Here is a 13479-nt window from a genome sequence, read left to right as displayed (position 1 = left end):
CTCCGGCTCTTCCCTCCAGATCTGACGGGCCGTCATATTAGGAGGGTCGCAACGAGATGCCCAGAGGTTGGAGGCCCTCCTCTCATGACTCCCGCGAGCCGGAAGGTCGCCGTGGTCGGGGTCGCCCTCGCCGACTGCGGTCGGGTGGACGACGCCACCCCGTACACCCTGCACGCCCAGGCGGCCCGCCGCGCCCTGGCCGACGCGGGCCTGGACCGGGCTGTGGTGGACGGCTTCGCGTCCGCCGGCCTCGGCACCCTGGCCCCCGTCGAGGTGGCCGAGTACCTGGGCCTGCGCCCCACCTGGGTCGACTCCACCTCCGTAGGCGGCTCGACCTGGGAGGTCATGGCGGCACACGCGGCGGACGCGATAGCGAGAGGCCACGCGAACGCGGTACTCCTGGTGTACGGCTCGACGGCCCGCGCGGACATCAAGGCGGGCCGACGCACCGGGAACCTGTCCTTCGGCTCCCGGGGCCCGCTCCAGTTCGAGGTCCCGTACGGCCACACGCTCATCGCCAAGTACGCCATGGCCGCCCGCCGACACATGATCGAACACGGCACGACCATCGAGCAGTTGGCGGAGGTGGCGGTCCAGGCGAGGGCGAACGCCGCGCTGAACCCCGAGGCCATGTTCCGCACCCCGATCACCGTGGACGACGTCCTGTCGGGCCCGATGATCGCGGACCCCTTCACCAAGCTGCACTGCTGCCTCCGCTCCGACGGCGGGGCGGCGGTCCTGCTGACCGCCGAGGAGTACGTACGGGACTGCCGTACGGCCCCGGTGTGGATCCTCGGCACCGGCGAGCACGTCTCCCACGCCACCATGTCCGAGTGGCCCGACTTCACCACGGGCCCGGCGGCGGTGAGCGGACGGCTCGCCTTCGAGCGGGCCGGGGTGCGGCCGGAGGAGATCGACTTCGCGGAGCTCTACGACGCGTTCACCTACATGACCCTGGTGACGCTGGAGGACCTGGGCTTCTGCGGCAAGGGCGAGGGCGGCGCGTTCGTGGAGAAGGGACGGCTGCTGGTACGGGGCGGCGAGCTGCCGGTGAACACGGATGGGGGCGGGCTGTCGGCCCAACACCCCGGTATGCGGGGCCTCTTCCTGCTCGTGGAGGCGGTACGACAGTTGCGCGGCGAGGGCGGGGAGCGGCAGGTGTGGCGGCGGGGGCGGGTCGGGGAGTTGCCGCGACTGGGGGTGGCCTCGGCGACCGGGGGGTGGTTCTGCTCGTCGGGGACGGTGGTGCTGGGGCGGGGCTGAGGGGATCAGCGCACGGGCTCCGGGTCCTTCCCGTCAGGCAGTTCGCGTGCGGTTCGCAGCGGCGACAGGAGAGCGGGCAGGATGCTCAGCGTCATTCCGGCCGCACCGATCCACAACGTGGCCGCCGCTCCGAACACGGAGCCCGAGACACCACCCAGAAGCCCTCCCAGCGGAATACCGCCCCAGGACACGAAGCGAGCCGTCGCATTCATCCGCCCCAGGAGCCGATCCGGCGTCAGGGCCTGCTGGAGACTCGCTTGAGCCACATAGCGGACGACTCCGCCCAGCGAAAGGGCCGCCATTCCGATCGCGGCCGCGCACAAGCTCCACCCGGGATTCGCCATCGGCATCAGCACGGTCAGCGGACAGGTGACCAGTGACGCGAGCCAGATGGTCGGCCCTTGCCCGACTCGTTTCGACACCCTGGCCGCCAAGAGAGCCCCCAGCAAAGCACCACACCCCATGCCCGACAGGACGAGACCGATACCGAAGGACTCCAGTCCCATCTCCCGCTCCAGGAAGACCAGCAGCATGGTCTGATACATGACGAGGAAGAGGTTGAATACCGCATCCCCCAGCATGATCGCGCGCAGGGCGGGATGCGTGAGAACGAAATTCAGCCCTTCCCTGATGTCCCGGACCAGCCGAGAGCGCTCGCTGGACTCCGGCTTCGGCTCACGCTTACGGATACCGCCCGCGAGCAGGCCGGACAGGGCCATACCCGCCGAACTCACCAACAGCGTCACCGGCGCTCCGACCCATCCGACCAGCGGACCTGCCATGGCCGGCCCGCTGATGCCGGTCACCGAGCGGATGCCCGAGAGTTTCGCGTTTCCTTCGACGAGATGACCGCGCCCCACCAAGTGCGGCAGATAACTGACGTACGCGACATCGAAGAAGACGGTCAGCACCCCGTGAACCAACGCGACGGCGTAGAGCCAACCGACGGTCAGAAGGTCTGCCCACCACGCCGCCGGAATCGTCATCAGGACGAACGCCCGCAGGAAATCGGCGCTGATCATCACCGACCGTTTTCGCATACGGTCCACCCACGCACCCGCCGGCAGTCCGACCAGCAGCGAGCCCGCCGAGGTCATCGCGGTCAGCGATCCGACCTGGAACTCGTCGGCGTGCAAGGCCACGATCGCCACCAGCGGCAACGCCAGAAAGACGATGCGATCGCCCAGCTGACCGAGCGCGGTGGCGGCGAACAGACGCCGGAAGTCCCGGTCGCGTAAAAGGCCGAGCCGGGAGTGTGTGGGCGTTACGGCTCTGGGCACTACGGCTCTGGGCATTACGGCTGGTCGACCTTGAATTCGTAGACCACTTCCCGGCGCACGTCCGGGATGACGATGTCGGCGGTTTCGACCGGCCGGCCGTCGATGTCGTAAATGGTCCGCTCGATCGCCAGCACCAGATCCCCGACTCCGATCCCCAGCAGGTTCGCCTGTTCCTGGGTGGCCCGGGCCGGCCGCGGCACTTCGACCACGGTCTCGACGTCCACGCCGATGGACCGCATGCGCGCGACCACACCCCTTCCCGCGAGCGGGCCCTCCTCGGGCAGCACGACGGGGGTTCCGTCCGTGATGGCCATCGGTTCCCAGGAGGCGGAGAGCTGGACGGGTTGTCCGTCGGCCAGGAACTCGTAGTGCGTGGTGACGCAGAGGTCGCCGGGGCCGATGGCGAGCCGCTCGGCGACGGCGTCCGGTGCGGGAACGCGCGCCTGGCTGTGCCAATCCCAGGCACCGGCCCTCCCTCGCTCCTTCGCGCCGACTCCGTACAGGGATCCGCCGCGCCGTTCGCGATACCGCGAGCGGACCATGCGCAGGCGCTCGCGCGGCACCCGCACATAGGTGCCCGAGCCCGCGCGTCCTTCGAGGAGACCGTCGCTGATCAACTGGTCCACGGCCCGCTGCGTGACGTTGCGCCCGACCCCGTACTCCTCGGCAAGCCGCACCCGCGACGGCAGGCGCTCCCCGATCCCCCACTCCCCGGCAAGAACACGCTCCCGCAACGCGTCCGCCACCGCGAGATACGGCGCCTCTCTGGGCATTTCACGACTCCCCGGGTGCTGTGCCGCGCAGCCGCCGGTGATTCCGGACGGCGTGGGAAAGCTAGTGCACCGCGGGGGAGCTACTGGAGTAGGAATACGGTCGGTGCGGGGTGCGACCGCAGGGCCCCGGGACGCCGCCGCTGACATGATCGACGGCATGAAGGTACTCGTGATCGGGGCGACCGGAACGGTCGGCAGTGCTGTCGTCGGTGCGTTGGAGACTTCCCATGACGTCGTGAAGGCCTCGCGAAGCGGCCCGGTGAAGGTGGATCTGGAGGACCCTGCCTCCTTGGACGCGCTCTTCGACGAGGTGCGGGACCTGGACGCGGTGGTGTGCTGTGCCGCCAGTGGGCCGCTGGTGGATCTGGAGTCGGCGGCGGACGAGGAGATCGCCGGAGGAATGCGGGGCAAGCTTCTGGGACAGGTCGCCCTGGCTCGGCGGGCCGTGCGGCATCTGCGGGACGGCGGGTCCGTCACCCTGACCGGAGGCACCTTCTCCGCTCCGCTGGCCGGCGGGTCGCTGGGGGCACTGATCAACTCGGGGCTGGAGGGCTTCGTCCGCAACGCCGCCGGGGAGCTGCCGCGGAATCTGCGGATCAATGTCATCAGCCCGGGGTGGATCAAGGAGACCCTGGAAGGCATGGGCCTCGACTCGGCCGGTGGTACTCCCGTCTCCGAGGTGGCGCGGGCCTATGTGGAGGCCGTCGAGGGGGCCATGCAGGGGCAGACCGTACGGCCGTGAGCGGTTCGGGAACACCTGCTCCCCGAGTGCGTGTTGTGCTGCAGCGGAAGGTCATCGGCGCCCGAACCCCTGGAGGAGACCGGAATGGCACTGACCCGGGAAGAGCGTGAAGAGTTTCTGGCCGAGGCGCATGTCGCGGCGCTGGCGGTCGACGCGGGGGCGGGGCGGGCTCCGCTGACCGTGCCGATCTGGTACCAGTACGCGCCCGGTGGCGACATCTGGGTCATGACCGGGCTGGACACCCGGAAGAACCAGCTGATCCAGGCGGCCGGACGGTTCTCCCTGATGATCGACCGGCTCGAACCCACCATCCGGTATGTGTCGGTCGAGGGGCCGGTCGTCGAGACGACCCCCGCCACCCTCGAACAGCTCCGCGAGATCTCCGCCCGCTACCTCCCGGCCGAGAAGGTCGACGGCTATGTCGACTTCGCCTCGAAGAACCACGGCGAGCAGGTCGTCATCCATATGCGGCCCGAGCGGTGGGTGTCGTCCGACCTGGGCCAGGTGTGAGCCGATCTCGACCCCGCACCTGACAATCGGGGCATGGGAACAGATCTTCATGAGCTGCTGAGGTCGCTGCGGGTGTGGGACCCGGAGGTCACCGAGCTGACCTCCTTCGACCCGGCCGCCGCCCCCGCCGACCCGCTCGCCCTCTTCACGGCCTGGTTCGCGGAGGCGGTCGCGGCGGGGCAGGCGGAGCCGCACACCATGTCCCTCGCCACGGCCGACGAGGAGGGCATGCCGGACGTACGGACCGTGATGCTGCACGGTGCCGACGCGTCCGGCTGGTCCTTCGCGACGCATGCCGGGAGCCGCAAGGGACGTCAGCTCGCGGCACGGCCGTACGCGGCCCTCGGCTTCTACTGGCCGGCGCAGGGCCGTCAGGTGCGGGTCCGCGGGCCGGTCACGAGCGCCCCGTCCGCCGAGTCCCAGGCCGATCTGCACGCCCGCTCGACCGGCGCGCTGGCGGCGGCGCTGACCGGGCGGCAGAGCGAAGTCCTCTCCTCGGTCGAGGAGTTGGCGCGGGAGTCGCAGGCCGCCTGGGACCGGGCCCAGCGGGAGCCGGACGCCCCGGTCCCGTCCTGGACTCTGTACCGGCTCCGCGCCGAGGAGGTCGAGTTCTTCCAGGGCGACGCGGCGAGGCGGCATGTACGGCTCGTCTACCGGCGTACGGAGGCGGGGTGGGACAGGGGGCTGCTCTGGCCGTGAGCTGGACGTACCAGGCGGTCAGAAGCCTCGGTTGCCCCGGAAGTCGTACGCCGCGAAATCGGCCACCACCCGGTACCCGATGCGCTGATAGAGGCTGTTGCTCGTCTGGTTGGCCAGGTCCGTGAAGAGCAGCACCTCGCGCACCCCGGAGCCGAGCACGGCCCGGCTGACCTGGGCGGTGACCGCGCCCGCGTAGCCGCGTCCGCGCAGGTGGGCCGGGGTGTAGACGGGGGCCACCCGGACCTGGCCGGCGACCACCGGGGTCACGCCGGCCATGGCGAGGGGGGTGCCGTCCTCGCCCTCCCAGAGGGTGACGCCGCCGTAGGAGATCCGCGAGTCGGCCCAGGCGCCGGCGTCACGGGCGGCGTGATCACCGACGGCGTCGATGAACTCGCCGTACCAGCACGCCAGTTGCTCCCGGTCCTCCTTGCCCGCGATGCGCGCCCGGCCCGCCGGAACGGGCTGTGGAACGGTCAGGTTGCCCAGCCGGTACAGGCGTTGGCGCTGGGTGACGGTGCCCCGGACGCCCGTCTGCCGGCGCCAGGCGGCGCTGAAGGCCTCGGCGGTGTCGCGGGCCGCGAGGACACCGGGGACTTGCTGGCCGAGGGCTATCAGGTGGGCGGCGAGGGAGTCCGCCTCGTCGGGGGTGAGCGGGGTGACGTTCAGGCGGTAGGGCGGGGTGCGGAAGTAGGCGGCCCGTACCTGTCCGCCGACCTCCAGCACACCGAAGACGGGCGGCTCGTCGCCGTATGCGCGCAGCCCGCTCGTGCGCAGCGACTCGGTCACCGTCAGGGCGACGGTGTGCAGATCGGGGCGTGAGCGCAGGAAGCCTCCGGCGTGGGCGAGAAAGCCGGTGAGATCCTGGGTGCAGTACCAGTCGTCCGGGCGCATACCTCATGATCCCGCGCCCGGGCGGAGGTTGTGCACCCTTTTCCTCCGTGGACACCAAGCCGACACAAGAGCCCACCCCCAGGCGGGCGTTGAGGGGCTCGGGGTTCACGGCCCGGCGGGCCCGCAGGTTGACGTCCAGGGCCCTCCGCCTACACGTCGACGTCCGGGTCCTGCGCCAGTCGCGCGTGCAGATGCATGTCCCGGTACGCGTCGTGCCGCCCCGCCTCCCACATCGCGCCCCGCAGGGTCCCTTCGGAGCGGAAACCGCAGCGCTCGGCGATGCGGCAGGAGGAGTCGTGGCCGACGGCGTGGTCGAGTTCGAGGCGGTGCAGGCCCATGCCGTCCGGCTCGGTGAGGGTCCAGCGGGCGACGAGGGAGAGCGCGTGCGTGGCGACGCGACGGCCGCGGGCCTCGGGGAGGACCCAGTAGCCGACGCGGGCGGAGTTCATCACCGGGTTGATGACGTTGACGCCGATGTGTCCGAGGGGTGCGCCGGTCGTCGCGTCGGTGACGCAGTACGGCGCCGAGGCGCCCTCCGCCGAGTTCCGTGCCGCGTCACGCAGGGAGTCCCGGGCGCTGTCGAGGTCCGTGGTGATCCGCAGCGGGGTGTTCCAGCGCCGGAACTCGGGGTCGGTGCGCCCTCGGAACCAGGCGTCGACGTCGGCCGCGGAGTCCGGGTCCCACGGGCGCAGGCGCAGACCGTGGCCGTGCAGATCGGGGAAGGGGTGGCTGGAGGGTCGTATGCCGGCGTGAGTCATCGGGTCATTGAAACGCGCGTCGGTCACCTGACAGGGCGGAACACCGGTACCCGGTCGCGGAAGACGACCTCCAGGTCCGTCCCGCCCCTCAGCCGCCCGGCGTCCGCGCACTCCACGACCTCGGTCATCATCCGTGGCCCCTCGGCGAGTTCGACGACGGCGGCGACGTACGGCGTCCGCTCCCCGAAGGGCGGCAGGTCGTTGCGGTGGACGACGGACCAGGTGTAGAGGGTGGCCCGGCCGCTCGCGGGTTGCCAGTCGACGTCCTCGCTCCAGCAGTGGGGGCAGAACTCCCGGGGGTAGTGGTGGGCCCGGCCGCACGCCCGGCAACGCCGGACGAGGAGCCGCCCTTGCGCGGCGGCGTCCCAGTAGGTCTGTGTGAAGGCGTCGGCCTCCGGTATGTCGTAGCGCATCAGAACAGACCCAGGGCGCTGTCCACCGACCACGACTGCCACGACATCCCGAACAGCGCGACCAGCGAGATCAGCGCCATCATCGAGTTCTGCCCCTGCTCGGCCCAGTCGTGGATCATCAGGGCGAAGTAGAGGCCGTTGAGCAGCAGCCCGCCGACGAGGGCGATCGGGGTGAGGAACCCGAGGATCAGCCCGAGCCCCAGGGCCAGTTCCGCGTACAGGACGACGTACGCCATGGTCCGCGGCCGGGGCGCCACGACGACCTCGAAGCCGGACCGTACGGCGCTCCAGCGGTGCTTGCCCGCCACGTCCGCCGCCCAGGCGATCCCGGCCCCCTCGAACCAGCTCTTCCTGTCCTTGTGCCGCCAGCTCTCCAGCCACCACAGCCCGAGGCCTATGCGGAGCACGGCCAGCCATTCCGCACCTGTGAGCCAGATCGCATCCATGGATCTGACGGTACGTCAGATAAAGGGAGTCTGACAATCGCCTGTGCGTCCGCGATGAGTCCACGGAATTGTTGGCAATATTGTCCGCACTCCCGTTAGGTTCACATCCGGAAGCCGAGACGACCGAGGAGCCGGACGTGAAGCACAGGGCAGTCAAGCGCAGGAGCGTTGTCATGGGGATCGGGGCGACCGCCGGGGTCGCGGCGGTCGGGGGCATAGCCCTGACCGCGCAGGCGTCGAGCGAGTCGAGCGACACGAGCGGCGGCTCGGGGGCCTCGTCGTCGGACGCCCTGGTCTTCGACACGGACGCGTACACGACCCTGACGACGACCATCACGGACGCCGACGGCGCCGAGCACGACGTGGAGTACCGCTTCTACAAGGCGATCACTTACGTCAGCAAGCCGGTCGACGAGACGTACCAGAGCCTGAACGTCAGCGTTCCGGTCAAGATCGACGGGACGGCCGTGGACGCGACCGACGCCCCGATCCTGTTCGCCAACTCGGTGGGCGGTTACATGCCGTCGTCGGTCGCGGACGCGACGGGCGTGGGCGGGGGCGGGACGACCGGGATGCCGGGCGGTGGCGCGGCGAGCTCTTCCGCATCGCCCAGTGCGTCGGCGTCGAGCGGCAGCGGATCCGGCACGGGCTCCGGCTCCGGCGAGGTCGCCTCCGGCGGCAACGGCATGGTGAACGGCCAGGGCGAGATGGTCAGCCTCCCGAAGCTGGCGCTCGCGGCCGGGTACGTGGTCGTCGAGCCCGGCGCCCGCGGTCGTACGCTCAAGAACTCCTCCGGCGAGTACTACGGCGTCGCACCCGCGGCGATCGTCGACCTCAAGGCCGCCGTCCGGTACGTGCGGTTCAACAAGGGCCGCATCCCCGGCAACGTCGACCGCATCGTCTCCTCCGGCACCAGCGCGGGCGGCGCCCTGTCCTCCCTGCTCGGCGCGTCCGGCGACAGCCCGCTCTACGACAAGTACCTCAAGGCGATCGGCGCGGCCGACGCGAGCGACGCCATCTTCGCGACCGGCGCCTGGTGCCCGATCACCGATCTGGAGCACGCCGACGGGGCGTACGAGTGGAACTGGGGCTCCAACGCGACGAGTTCGGGCTCGCAGGTCGACCAGACGGTGTCGAAGGAGCTGCGGTCGCAGTTCGCCGAGTACCAGGCGTCCCTCAGGCTGAGGGGGCTGGGCGGCTTCGGCGCGCTCACCGCCCGCAACTACGACGCGTACCTGGTCGAGCAGTACATGGAGCCGTCGGCGACGAAGTACCTCGCGGCACTGTCGGACGCGGACCGCACCTCCTACCTGGCCGCGAACACCTTCATCACCTGGTCCGGCGGCAAGGCGGCCTTCTCCTGGGCCGACTTCCTCACCCACGTCGGCGCCCGCAAGAAGTCGACGCCGGCCTTCGACGCCTTCGACCTGTCGGCGGGCGAGAACAACCTCTTCGGCAAGGGCACCACGCAGGCCCGCCACTTCACGCTCTACAGCCTGCGTCACGAGAGCGGCAGCAGTGCGCGCCTGGACAGTGACCTGCCCGAGACGCTGCGCCTGATGAACCCGATGCCCTTCCTGGTGGAGAAGGCCAACCCCAAGCGCACCAAGCACTGGTGGATCCGCCTCGGCACCAAGGACTCCGACACCTCGCACACGGTCTCCGCCAACCTCGCCGCCGCAGCGAACGGCCTCGGCGACGAGGTCAGCCACCTCTACTACTGGGACGAGGGCCACGGCGCGAACTCCGACCCGGGCGACTTCATCAAGTGGATCGCCCGGATCAGCGGCCACAAGGCCAAGCGGAAGTAGTCCCCCCTCCCCCCACGGCCCTTGAGGGCCCCACGGACGCGGTGCCGGTTTCCCGTCATACCCCGGCCACCGCCCACGACGCCGAGCCCGGCGCACGTCAGGAGTCAGGGCTCGGCGTCGTGCTGTGCCGTCGTCGTGCTGTGCCGTCAGGCGTCGAACTCGTGGTCGCGGGTCTCCGGCAGGGCCAGCAGACACAGGAGGCTCAGCAGGCAGAGGCCGCCGGTGTAGAAGCCGAGGACGAGCGGCGAGTCCCAGGTGCTGTTCAGCCAGGTGGCGACCAGGGGGGCGAAGCCGCCGCCGAGGGTGTTGGCGAGGATGAAGGCCGCGGAGGCACCGGTGTAGCGCAGCCGCGCCGGGAAGAGCTCGGGGAGGAAGGCCGCCACCGGGGAGAACATCAGGGCGAGCAGGGCGAGTCCGATCGTGTAGGCGCCGGTGATCACCCAGGCGTCGCGGGAGCTCAGCGAGGCGTACATGGGTACGGCCCACAGCACGCTGCCCACGGCCCCGGTCAGCATCACCGGGCGCCGACCGATCCGGTCGGCCAGCCTGGCGGCCGGGAGGGTGACGGCGATTCCGGCCGCCGCGCCGACGCTCGCGGCGGTCAGCATCGTGTTCTGCGGGATGCCGAGTTCCTTCGGGCCGTACGACAGGCTGTAGACGATCGTCAGGTAGTAGACGGCCGAGCCGCCCAGCGCGGCGCCGATGCCCAGCAGCAGCCGGCCGGGGTGCCGGGCGAGCAGCGTGCCGAGCGGGAAGCGGGAGGTCGGGGCCGCCGCCGACGCCTCCGTCGGCGGCGTGAACAGCGGTGACTCGGACACCGTCGTCCGCACCCACAGGCCGACCACGACGAGCACGGTGCTGAGCAGGAACGGGATCCGCCAGGCCCAGTCGGTGAAGCCGTCCCGGCCCACGAGGTTCAGGGTGGGCAGGATGACCGCGCTGGACAGCAGGAAGCCGAGCGAGGGGCCGATGTTCGGGATGGACGCGTACAGCGCCCGGCGTCCGGGCGGCGCGTGCTCCGCGGCGAGGAGCACCGCCCCGCCCCACTCGCCGCCCATGCTCACGCCCTGCAGCAGACGGAGCGTCACCAGCAGGACGGGGGCGAGGACTCCGACGGTCTCGTAGGTGGGGAGCAGTCCTACGCCGATCGTTGCCACGCCCATCAGCAGGAGGGACGCGACCAGGGCGCGGCGGCGGCCGAGGCGGTCGCCGATCGTCCCGAAGAGGGCGACGCCGAGGGGGCGGGCGACGAAGGCCGCGGCGAAGGTGAGGAACGCGGCCAGCGAGGAGACGGTGGCGTTGCCGGAGGGGAAGAAGGCGGGTCCGAGGACGAGTGCGCTGGCGGTGCCGTACACCGCGAAGTCGTAGTACTCGATCGTCGTGCCGACCAGGCTCGCGGCGGCGACCCGCGGCGCGTTGGCCCGGGCGGTCCCGGGTGTCGGCCGTGGGGACGTGCCGATCACGGAAGCGGCTGGGGACGGTAATTCGGACATGGGGAATCCATTCAGGTGGGGAGCGAAAGGCACCCTAAACCCGGGAATTCCATTTCGACAAGGAATTCGACGACGGAGTTATTTACACGCGTGACCGTCGATGAAACGCCCGATGCCGTTATGAGTTCGGACAGATCGTCCCAATGCATAGAACTACACCAGAATATGCACCCGGCCAGAGCGTCAACCTCTGCCACCCGTCAACTCACTGTCAATATTCATACACTCTCCGGCATGAATATTTGCCAGCCGTTACACCTTGCCAACGGCTGATCACTCGCGGAATGCTGACCTCCAAGGGAACTTGAAAGTTCTACGACCATCGATTTTCGGACATTGGAAGGACCACGGACGGGGAAGGCACATTACCCATGCTGAAAACCGGCAAGTTATTTCGCTTGAGAAGACTTTCGCTGGCCGGGGACGGCCGGCATCTCCTCGTGCCGCTCGACCACAGCGTTTCGGACGGCCCGATCGTCCCCGCCGACAAGTGGGACGACCTGTTGCGCGCGCTGGTGGACGGCGGGGCCGACGGGGTCATCGTCCACAAGGGACGCGCCCGCGCCTTCGCGCCGGACATCCTCAAGAACTGCGCGCTGGTGGTGCACCTGAGCGCCAGCACCGCCCACTCCGCCGACGTACACGCCAAGGTCCTGGTCGCCGACGTCGAGGAGGCACTGCGGCTCGGTGCGGACGCGGTGAGCGTCCACGTCAACATCGGCTCGGACACCGAGGCCCGGCAGCTGGCCGATCTCGGGGCGGTGGCGCGTTCCTGCGACGCGTGGGGCATGCCGCTGATCGCGATGATCTACCCGCGCGGCCCCCGGATCACGGACCCGCGCGACCCGGCCCTGCTCGCGCATCTGGCCAACGTGGCCGCGGACCTGGGCGCGGACATGGTGAAGACCTCCGTCGCCCTGCCGCTGGAGCGGATGGCCGAGGTGGTGGCGGACAGCCCCATCCCGATCCTCGCGGCCGGCGGTCCGCCGGACGGCTCCGACCTCGTCGAGTACGGCACCGCGGTGATGGCCGCCGGCTGCCGGGGGCTGGCCATCGGCCGCCGGATCTTCTCGGCCCCGTCCCCCGGTGCGCTGGTGTCCCGGCTCGCCTCCGTCGTGCACGGGCGGTACCCGGGCAGCGGCACGGACATAAGCACGAACTCCCCCACCGACTACTCGACGATCGTGGCAGGTGTCGCATGAGGTTCGCATGGATCGATCTCCGTGAAGTCCCCCGACAGCAGATCCAGGCGGTCGTGGACGCGGCCGTGCACGCCCGGATGGCAGGCGTGGTCTCCGCCGACGCGGAGCTGCTCGCCACCCTGCCGCCGACGGTCACGCGCGTGCTGATGCCCCAGAACCCCGCCGCGAAGAAGACCTCCACCGAGAAGGACGCGCGAGACAAGACGGCCAAGGAGCCTTCGAAGGAGACCCCGAAGGAGACCAAGCCCGCCACCGGATACGACGTCCTGCTGCGGAAGTTCACCACCCAGGACGAGCTGGACGCCCTCGCCACCGACCATCGCGCCGGCACCACCGGCACCTCCGGCACCTCCGTCGCCGGTTTCATCGACGTACGGGACGACCGCACCCTCCAGCTGTCGTGCACGGGCGCCATGGCGCTGCCGTACACCGTCATCCACTTCGCCGATCCGACGAAGATCCCGCTGGAGATCGTGCTCGCCGCGGCCGAGTCGGCCGAGGGCAAGCTGGTGACCGTCGTCGACGGCCTGGAGGAGGCGGCGATCGTCTTCGACGTGCTGGAGCGCGGCTCGGACGGCATCCTGTTCACGCCCCGCGGCGCCGACGACGTGTTCGCCCTCGCGCGGCTGCTCCAGGCCACCACACCCCAGCTGGAACTGTCGACGCTGACCGTGGAGAGCATCCGGCACGTCGGGCTCGGCGACCGGGTCTGCGTGGACACCTGCTCGCACTTCGAGGAGGACGAGGGCATCCTCGTCGGCTCCTACTCCTCCGGGTTCGTGCTGTGCTGCTCCGAGACCCACCCGCTGCCGTACATGCCGACCAGGCCGTTCCGGGTCAACGCCGGCGCCCTGCACTCGTACACGCTCGGCCCCGACAACCGCACCAACTACCTCAGCGAGGTCGGCTCCGGCACCGCCCTGCTGGCGGTCGGCGCCGACGGGCGCACCCGGCGGGTGGTGGTCGGCCGCGCCAAGCTGGAGTCCCGGCCGCTGCTGGAGATCCGCACCCACGCCGAGGACGGCGGGCTGGTCAGCCTGACCGTGCAGGACGACTGGCACGTACGGGTGCTCGGCCCGGGCGGCAAGGTCCTCAACGTCACCGAACTCCAGCCGGGCGACGAGCTGCTCGGCTACCTGGCCACGGACAAGCGCCATGTCGGTCTGCCCATCGGCGAGTTCTGCAAGGAGGTCTGAGC

At 70.3% G+C, this 13479-nt stretch carries 14 protein-coding genes; 7 read left to right on the top strand and 7 right to left on the bottom strand.

Annotation, left to right across the window (positions count from 1 at the left end; translation table 11 throughout):
• The first annotated feature begins 84 nt into the window (after positions 1-84).
• Positions 85-1263, top strand: coding sequence for a thiolase C-terminal domain-containing protein (locus tag BLU79_RS06060; protein WP_093904555.1), 1179 nt, complete (start codon positions 85-87; stop codon positions 1261-1263).
• A 5-nt stretch (positions 1264-1268) separates the two neighbouring features.
• Here the strand turns inward: BLU79_RS06060 and BLU79_RS06055 are convergent, their stop codons facing one another.
• Positions 1269-2543 (bottom strand): MFS transporter, encoded by a 1275-nt coding sequence (locus tag BLU79_RS06055; protein ID WP_256333168.1) that lies wholly within the window; start codon positions 2541-2543, stop codon positions 1269-1271.
• A 14-nt stretch (positions 2544-2557) separates the two neighbouring features.
• The gene (locus BLU79_RS06050; protein WP_093904553.1) at positions 2558-3316 is read right to left on the bottom strand and encodes a GntR family transcriptional regulator; all 759 of its coding nucleotides are present in this window, start codon (positions 3314-3316) and stop codon (positions 2558-2560) included.
• A 157-nt stretch (positions 3317-3473) separates the two neighbouring features.
• Here BLU79_RS06050 and BLU79_RS06045 point away from each other — a divergent pair, with 157 nt between their 5' ends.
• From BLU79_RS06045 to BLU79_RS06035, 3 genes are all read left to right on the top strand, one after another.
• Positions 3474-4058: a short chain dehydrogenase gene (locus tag BLU79_RS06045; RefSeq protein WP_093904904.1), complete on the top strand. Its 585-nt coding sequence runs from the start codon at positions 3474-3476 to the stop codon at positions 4056-4058.
• Positions 4059-4142: 84 nt separating this feature from the next.
• Positions 4143-4568: a pyridoxamine 5'-phosphate oxidase family protein gene (locus BLU79_RS06040; RefSeq protein WP_093904552.1), complete on the top strand. Its 426-nt coding sequence runs from the start codon at positions 4143-4145 to the stop codon at positions 4566-4568.
• Between the two features lie 33 nt (positions 4569-4601).
• Positions 4602-5267, top strand: a complete 666-nt coding sequence (locus BLU79_RS06035) for a pyridoxine/pyridoxamine 5'-phosphate oxidase (protein WP_093904551.1) — start codon at positions 4602-4604, stop codon at positions 5265-5267.
• An 18-nt stretch (positions 5268-5285) separates the two neighbouring features.
• Here BLU79_RS06035 and BLU79_RS06030 read toward each other — a convergent pair whose 3' ends face one another.
• The 4 genes from BLU79_RS06030 to BLU79_RS06015 all read right to left on the bottom strand — a co-directional run bounded on the left by BLU79_RS06030 (position 5286) and on the right by BLU79_RS06015 (position 7775).
• On the bottom strand, positions 5286-6158 hold the full coding sequence (locus tag BLU79_RS06030) for a GNAT family N-acetyltransferase (RefSeq protein WP_093904550.1): 873 nt from the start codon (positions 6156-6158) through the stop codon (positions 5286-5288).
• A 149-nt stretch (positions 6159-6307) separates the two neighbouring features.
• Complete coding sequence (locus tag BLU79_RS06025) at positions 6308-6916, bottom strand: GNAT family N-acetyltransferase (protein WP_093904549.1); 609 nt, start codon at positions 6914-6916, stop codon at positions 6308-6310.
• A 23-nt stretch (positions 6917-6939) separates the two neighbouring features.
• Positions 6940-7329 (bottom strand): Zn-ribbon domain-containing OB-fold protein, encoded by a 390-nt coding sequence (locus tag BLU79_RS06020; RefSeq protein ID WP_093904548.1) that lies wholly within the window; start codon positions 7327-7329, stop codon positions 6940-6942.
• Positions 7329-7775, bottom strand: a complete 447-nt coding sequence (locus BLU79_RS06015) for a DoxX family protein (RefSeq protein ID WP_093904547.1) — start codon at positions 7773-7775, stop codon at positions 7329-7331. The genes BLU79_RS06020 and BLU79_RS06015 overlap by 1 nt, the downstream gene beginning before the upstream one ends.
• Positions 7776-7948: 173 nt before the next feature.
• Between BLU79_RS06015 and BLU79_RS06010 the strand changes: the two genes are divergently transcribed.
• Entirely contained in the window at positions 7949-9586 is a 1638-nt protein-coding gene (locus BLU79_RS06010) for a subtype B tannase (protein ID WP_093904546.1), read from the top strand.
• A 146-nt stretch (positions 9587-9732) separates the two neighbouring features.
• On the opposite strand, the gene BLU79_RS06005 is transcribed toward BLU79_RS06010, so the two are convergent.
• Entirely contained in the window at positions 9733-11079 is a 1347-nt protein-coding gene (locus BLU79_RS06005; RefSeq protein WP_093904545.1) for an MFS transporter, read from the bottom strand.
• A 371-nt stretch (positions 11080-11450) separates the two neighbouring features.
• Between BLU79_RS06005 and BLU79_RS06000 the strand changes: the two genes are divergently transcribed.
• A complete protein-coding gene (locus BLU79_RS06000; RefSeq protein ID WP_093904544.1) occupies positions 11451-12281 on the top strand; it encodes a 2-amino-3,7-dideoxy-D-threo-hept-6-ulosonate synthase in 831 nt (276 codons plus the stop codon).
• The gene (locus tag BLU79_RS05995) at positions 12278-13477 is read left to right on the top strand and encodes a 3-dehydroquinate synthase II family protein (RefSeq protein WP_093904543.1); all 1200 of its coding nucleotides are present in this window, start codon (positions 12278-12280) and stop codon (positions 13475-13477) included. Before BLU79_RS06000 ends, BLU79_RS05995 begins: the two co-directional genes overlap by 4 nt.
• The last annotated feature ends 2 nt before the right edge of the window (positions 13478-13479 follow it).

Source organism: Streptomyces sp. cf386, assembly GCF_900103585.1.
Classification (GTDB): Bacteria; Actinomycetota; Actinomycetes; order Streptomycetales; family Streptomycetaceae; genus Streptomyces.
The sequence above is the reverse complement of the archived record's forward strand: the minus strand, read 5'-3'. Positions and strand labels throughout refer to the sequence as shown.

Excerpts from the sequence above, each read along its gene's own strand:
- BLU79_RS06005 (WP_093904545.1), bottom strand. The coding sequence starts at position 11,079 with ATGTCCGAATTACCGTCCCCAGCCGCTTCCGTGATCGGCACGTCCCCA.
- BLU79_RS06050 (WP_093904553.1), bottom strand. The coding sequence starts at position 3,316 with ATGCCCAGAGAGGCGCCGTATCTCGCGGTGGCGGACGCGTTGCGGGAG.
- BLU79_RS06020 (WP_093904548.1), bottom strand. The coding sequence starts at position 7,329 with ATGCGCTACGACATACCGGAGGCCGACGCCTTCACACAGACCTACTGG.
- BLU79_RS06040 (WP_093904552.1), top strand. The coding sequence starts at position 4,143 with ATGGCACTGACCCGGGAAGAGCGTGAAGAGTTTCTGGCCGAGGCGCAT.
- BLU79_RS06030 (WP_093904550.1), bottom strand. The coding sequence starts at position 6,158 with ATGCGCCCGGACGACTGGTACTGCACCCAGGATCTCACCGGCTTTCTC.
- BLU79_RS06035 (WP_093904551.1), top strand. The coding sequence starts at position 4,602 with ATGGGAACAGATCTTCATGAGCTGCTGAGGTCGCTGCGGGTGTGGGAC.
- BLU79_RS06045 (WP_093904904.1), top strand. The coding sequence starts at position 3,474 with ATGAAGGTACTCGTGATCGGGGCGACCGGAACGGTCGGCAGTGCTGTC.
- BLU79_RS06000 (WP_093904544.1), top strand. The coding sequence starts at position 11,451 with ATGCTGAAAACCGGCAAGTTATTTCGCTTGAGAAGACTTTCGCTGGCC.
- BLU79_RS06060 (WP_093904555.1), top strand. The coding sequence starts at position 85 with ATGACTCCCGCGAGCCGGAAGGTCGCCGTGGTCGGGGTCGCCCTCGCC.
- BLU79_RS06010 (WP_093904546.1), top strand. The coding sequence starts at position 7,949 with ATGGGGATCGGGGCGACCGCCGGGGTCGCGGCGGTCGGGGGCATAGCC.
- BLU79_RS06025 (WP_093904549.1), bottom strand. The coding sequence starts at position 6,916 with ATGACTCACGCCGGCATACGACCCTCCAGCCACCCCTTCCCCGATCTG.
- BLU79_RS05995 (WP_093904543.1), top strand. The coding sequence starts at position 12,278 with ATGAGGTTCGCATGGATCGATCTCCGTGAAGTCCCCCGACAGCAGATC.
- BLU79_RS06015 (WP_093904547.1), bottom strand. The coding sequence starts at position 7,775 with ATGGATGCGATCTGGCTCACAGGTGCGGAATGGCTGGCCGTGCTCCGC.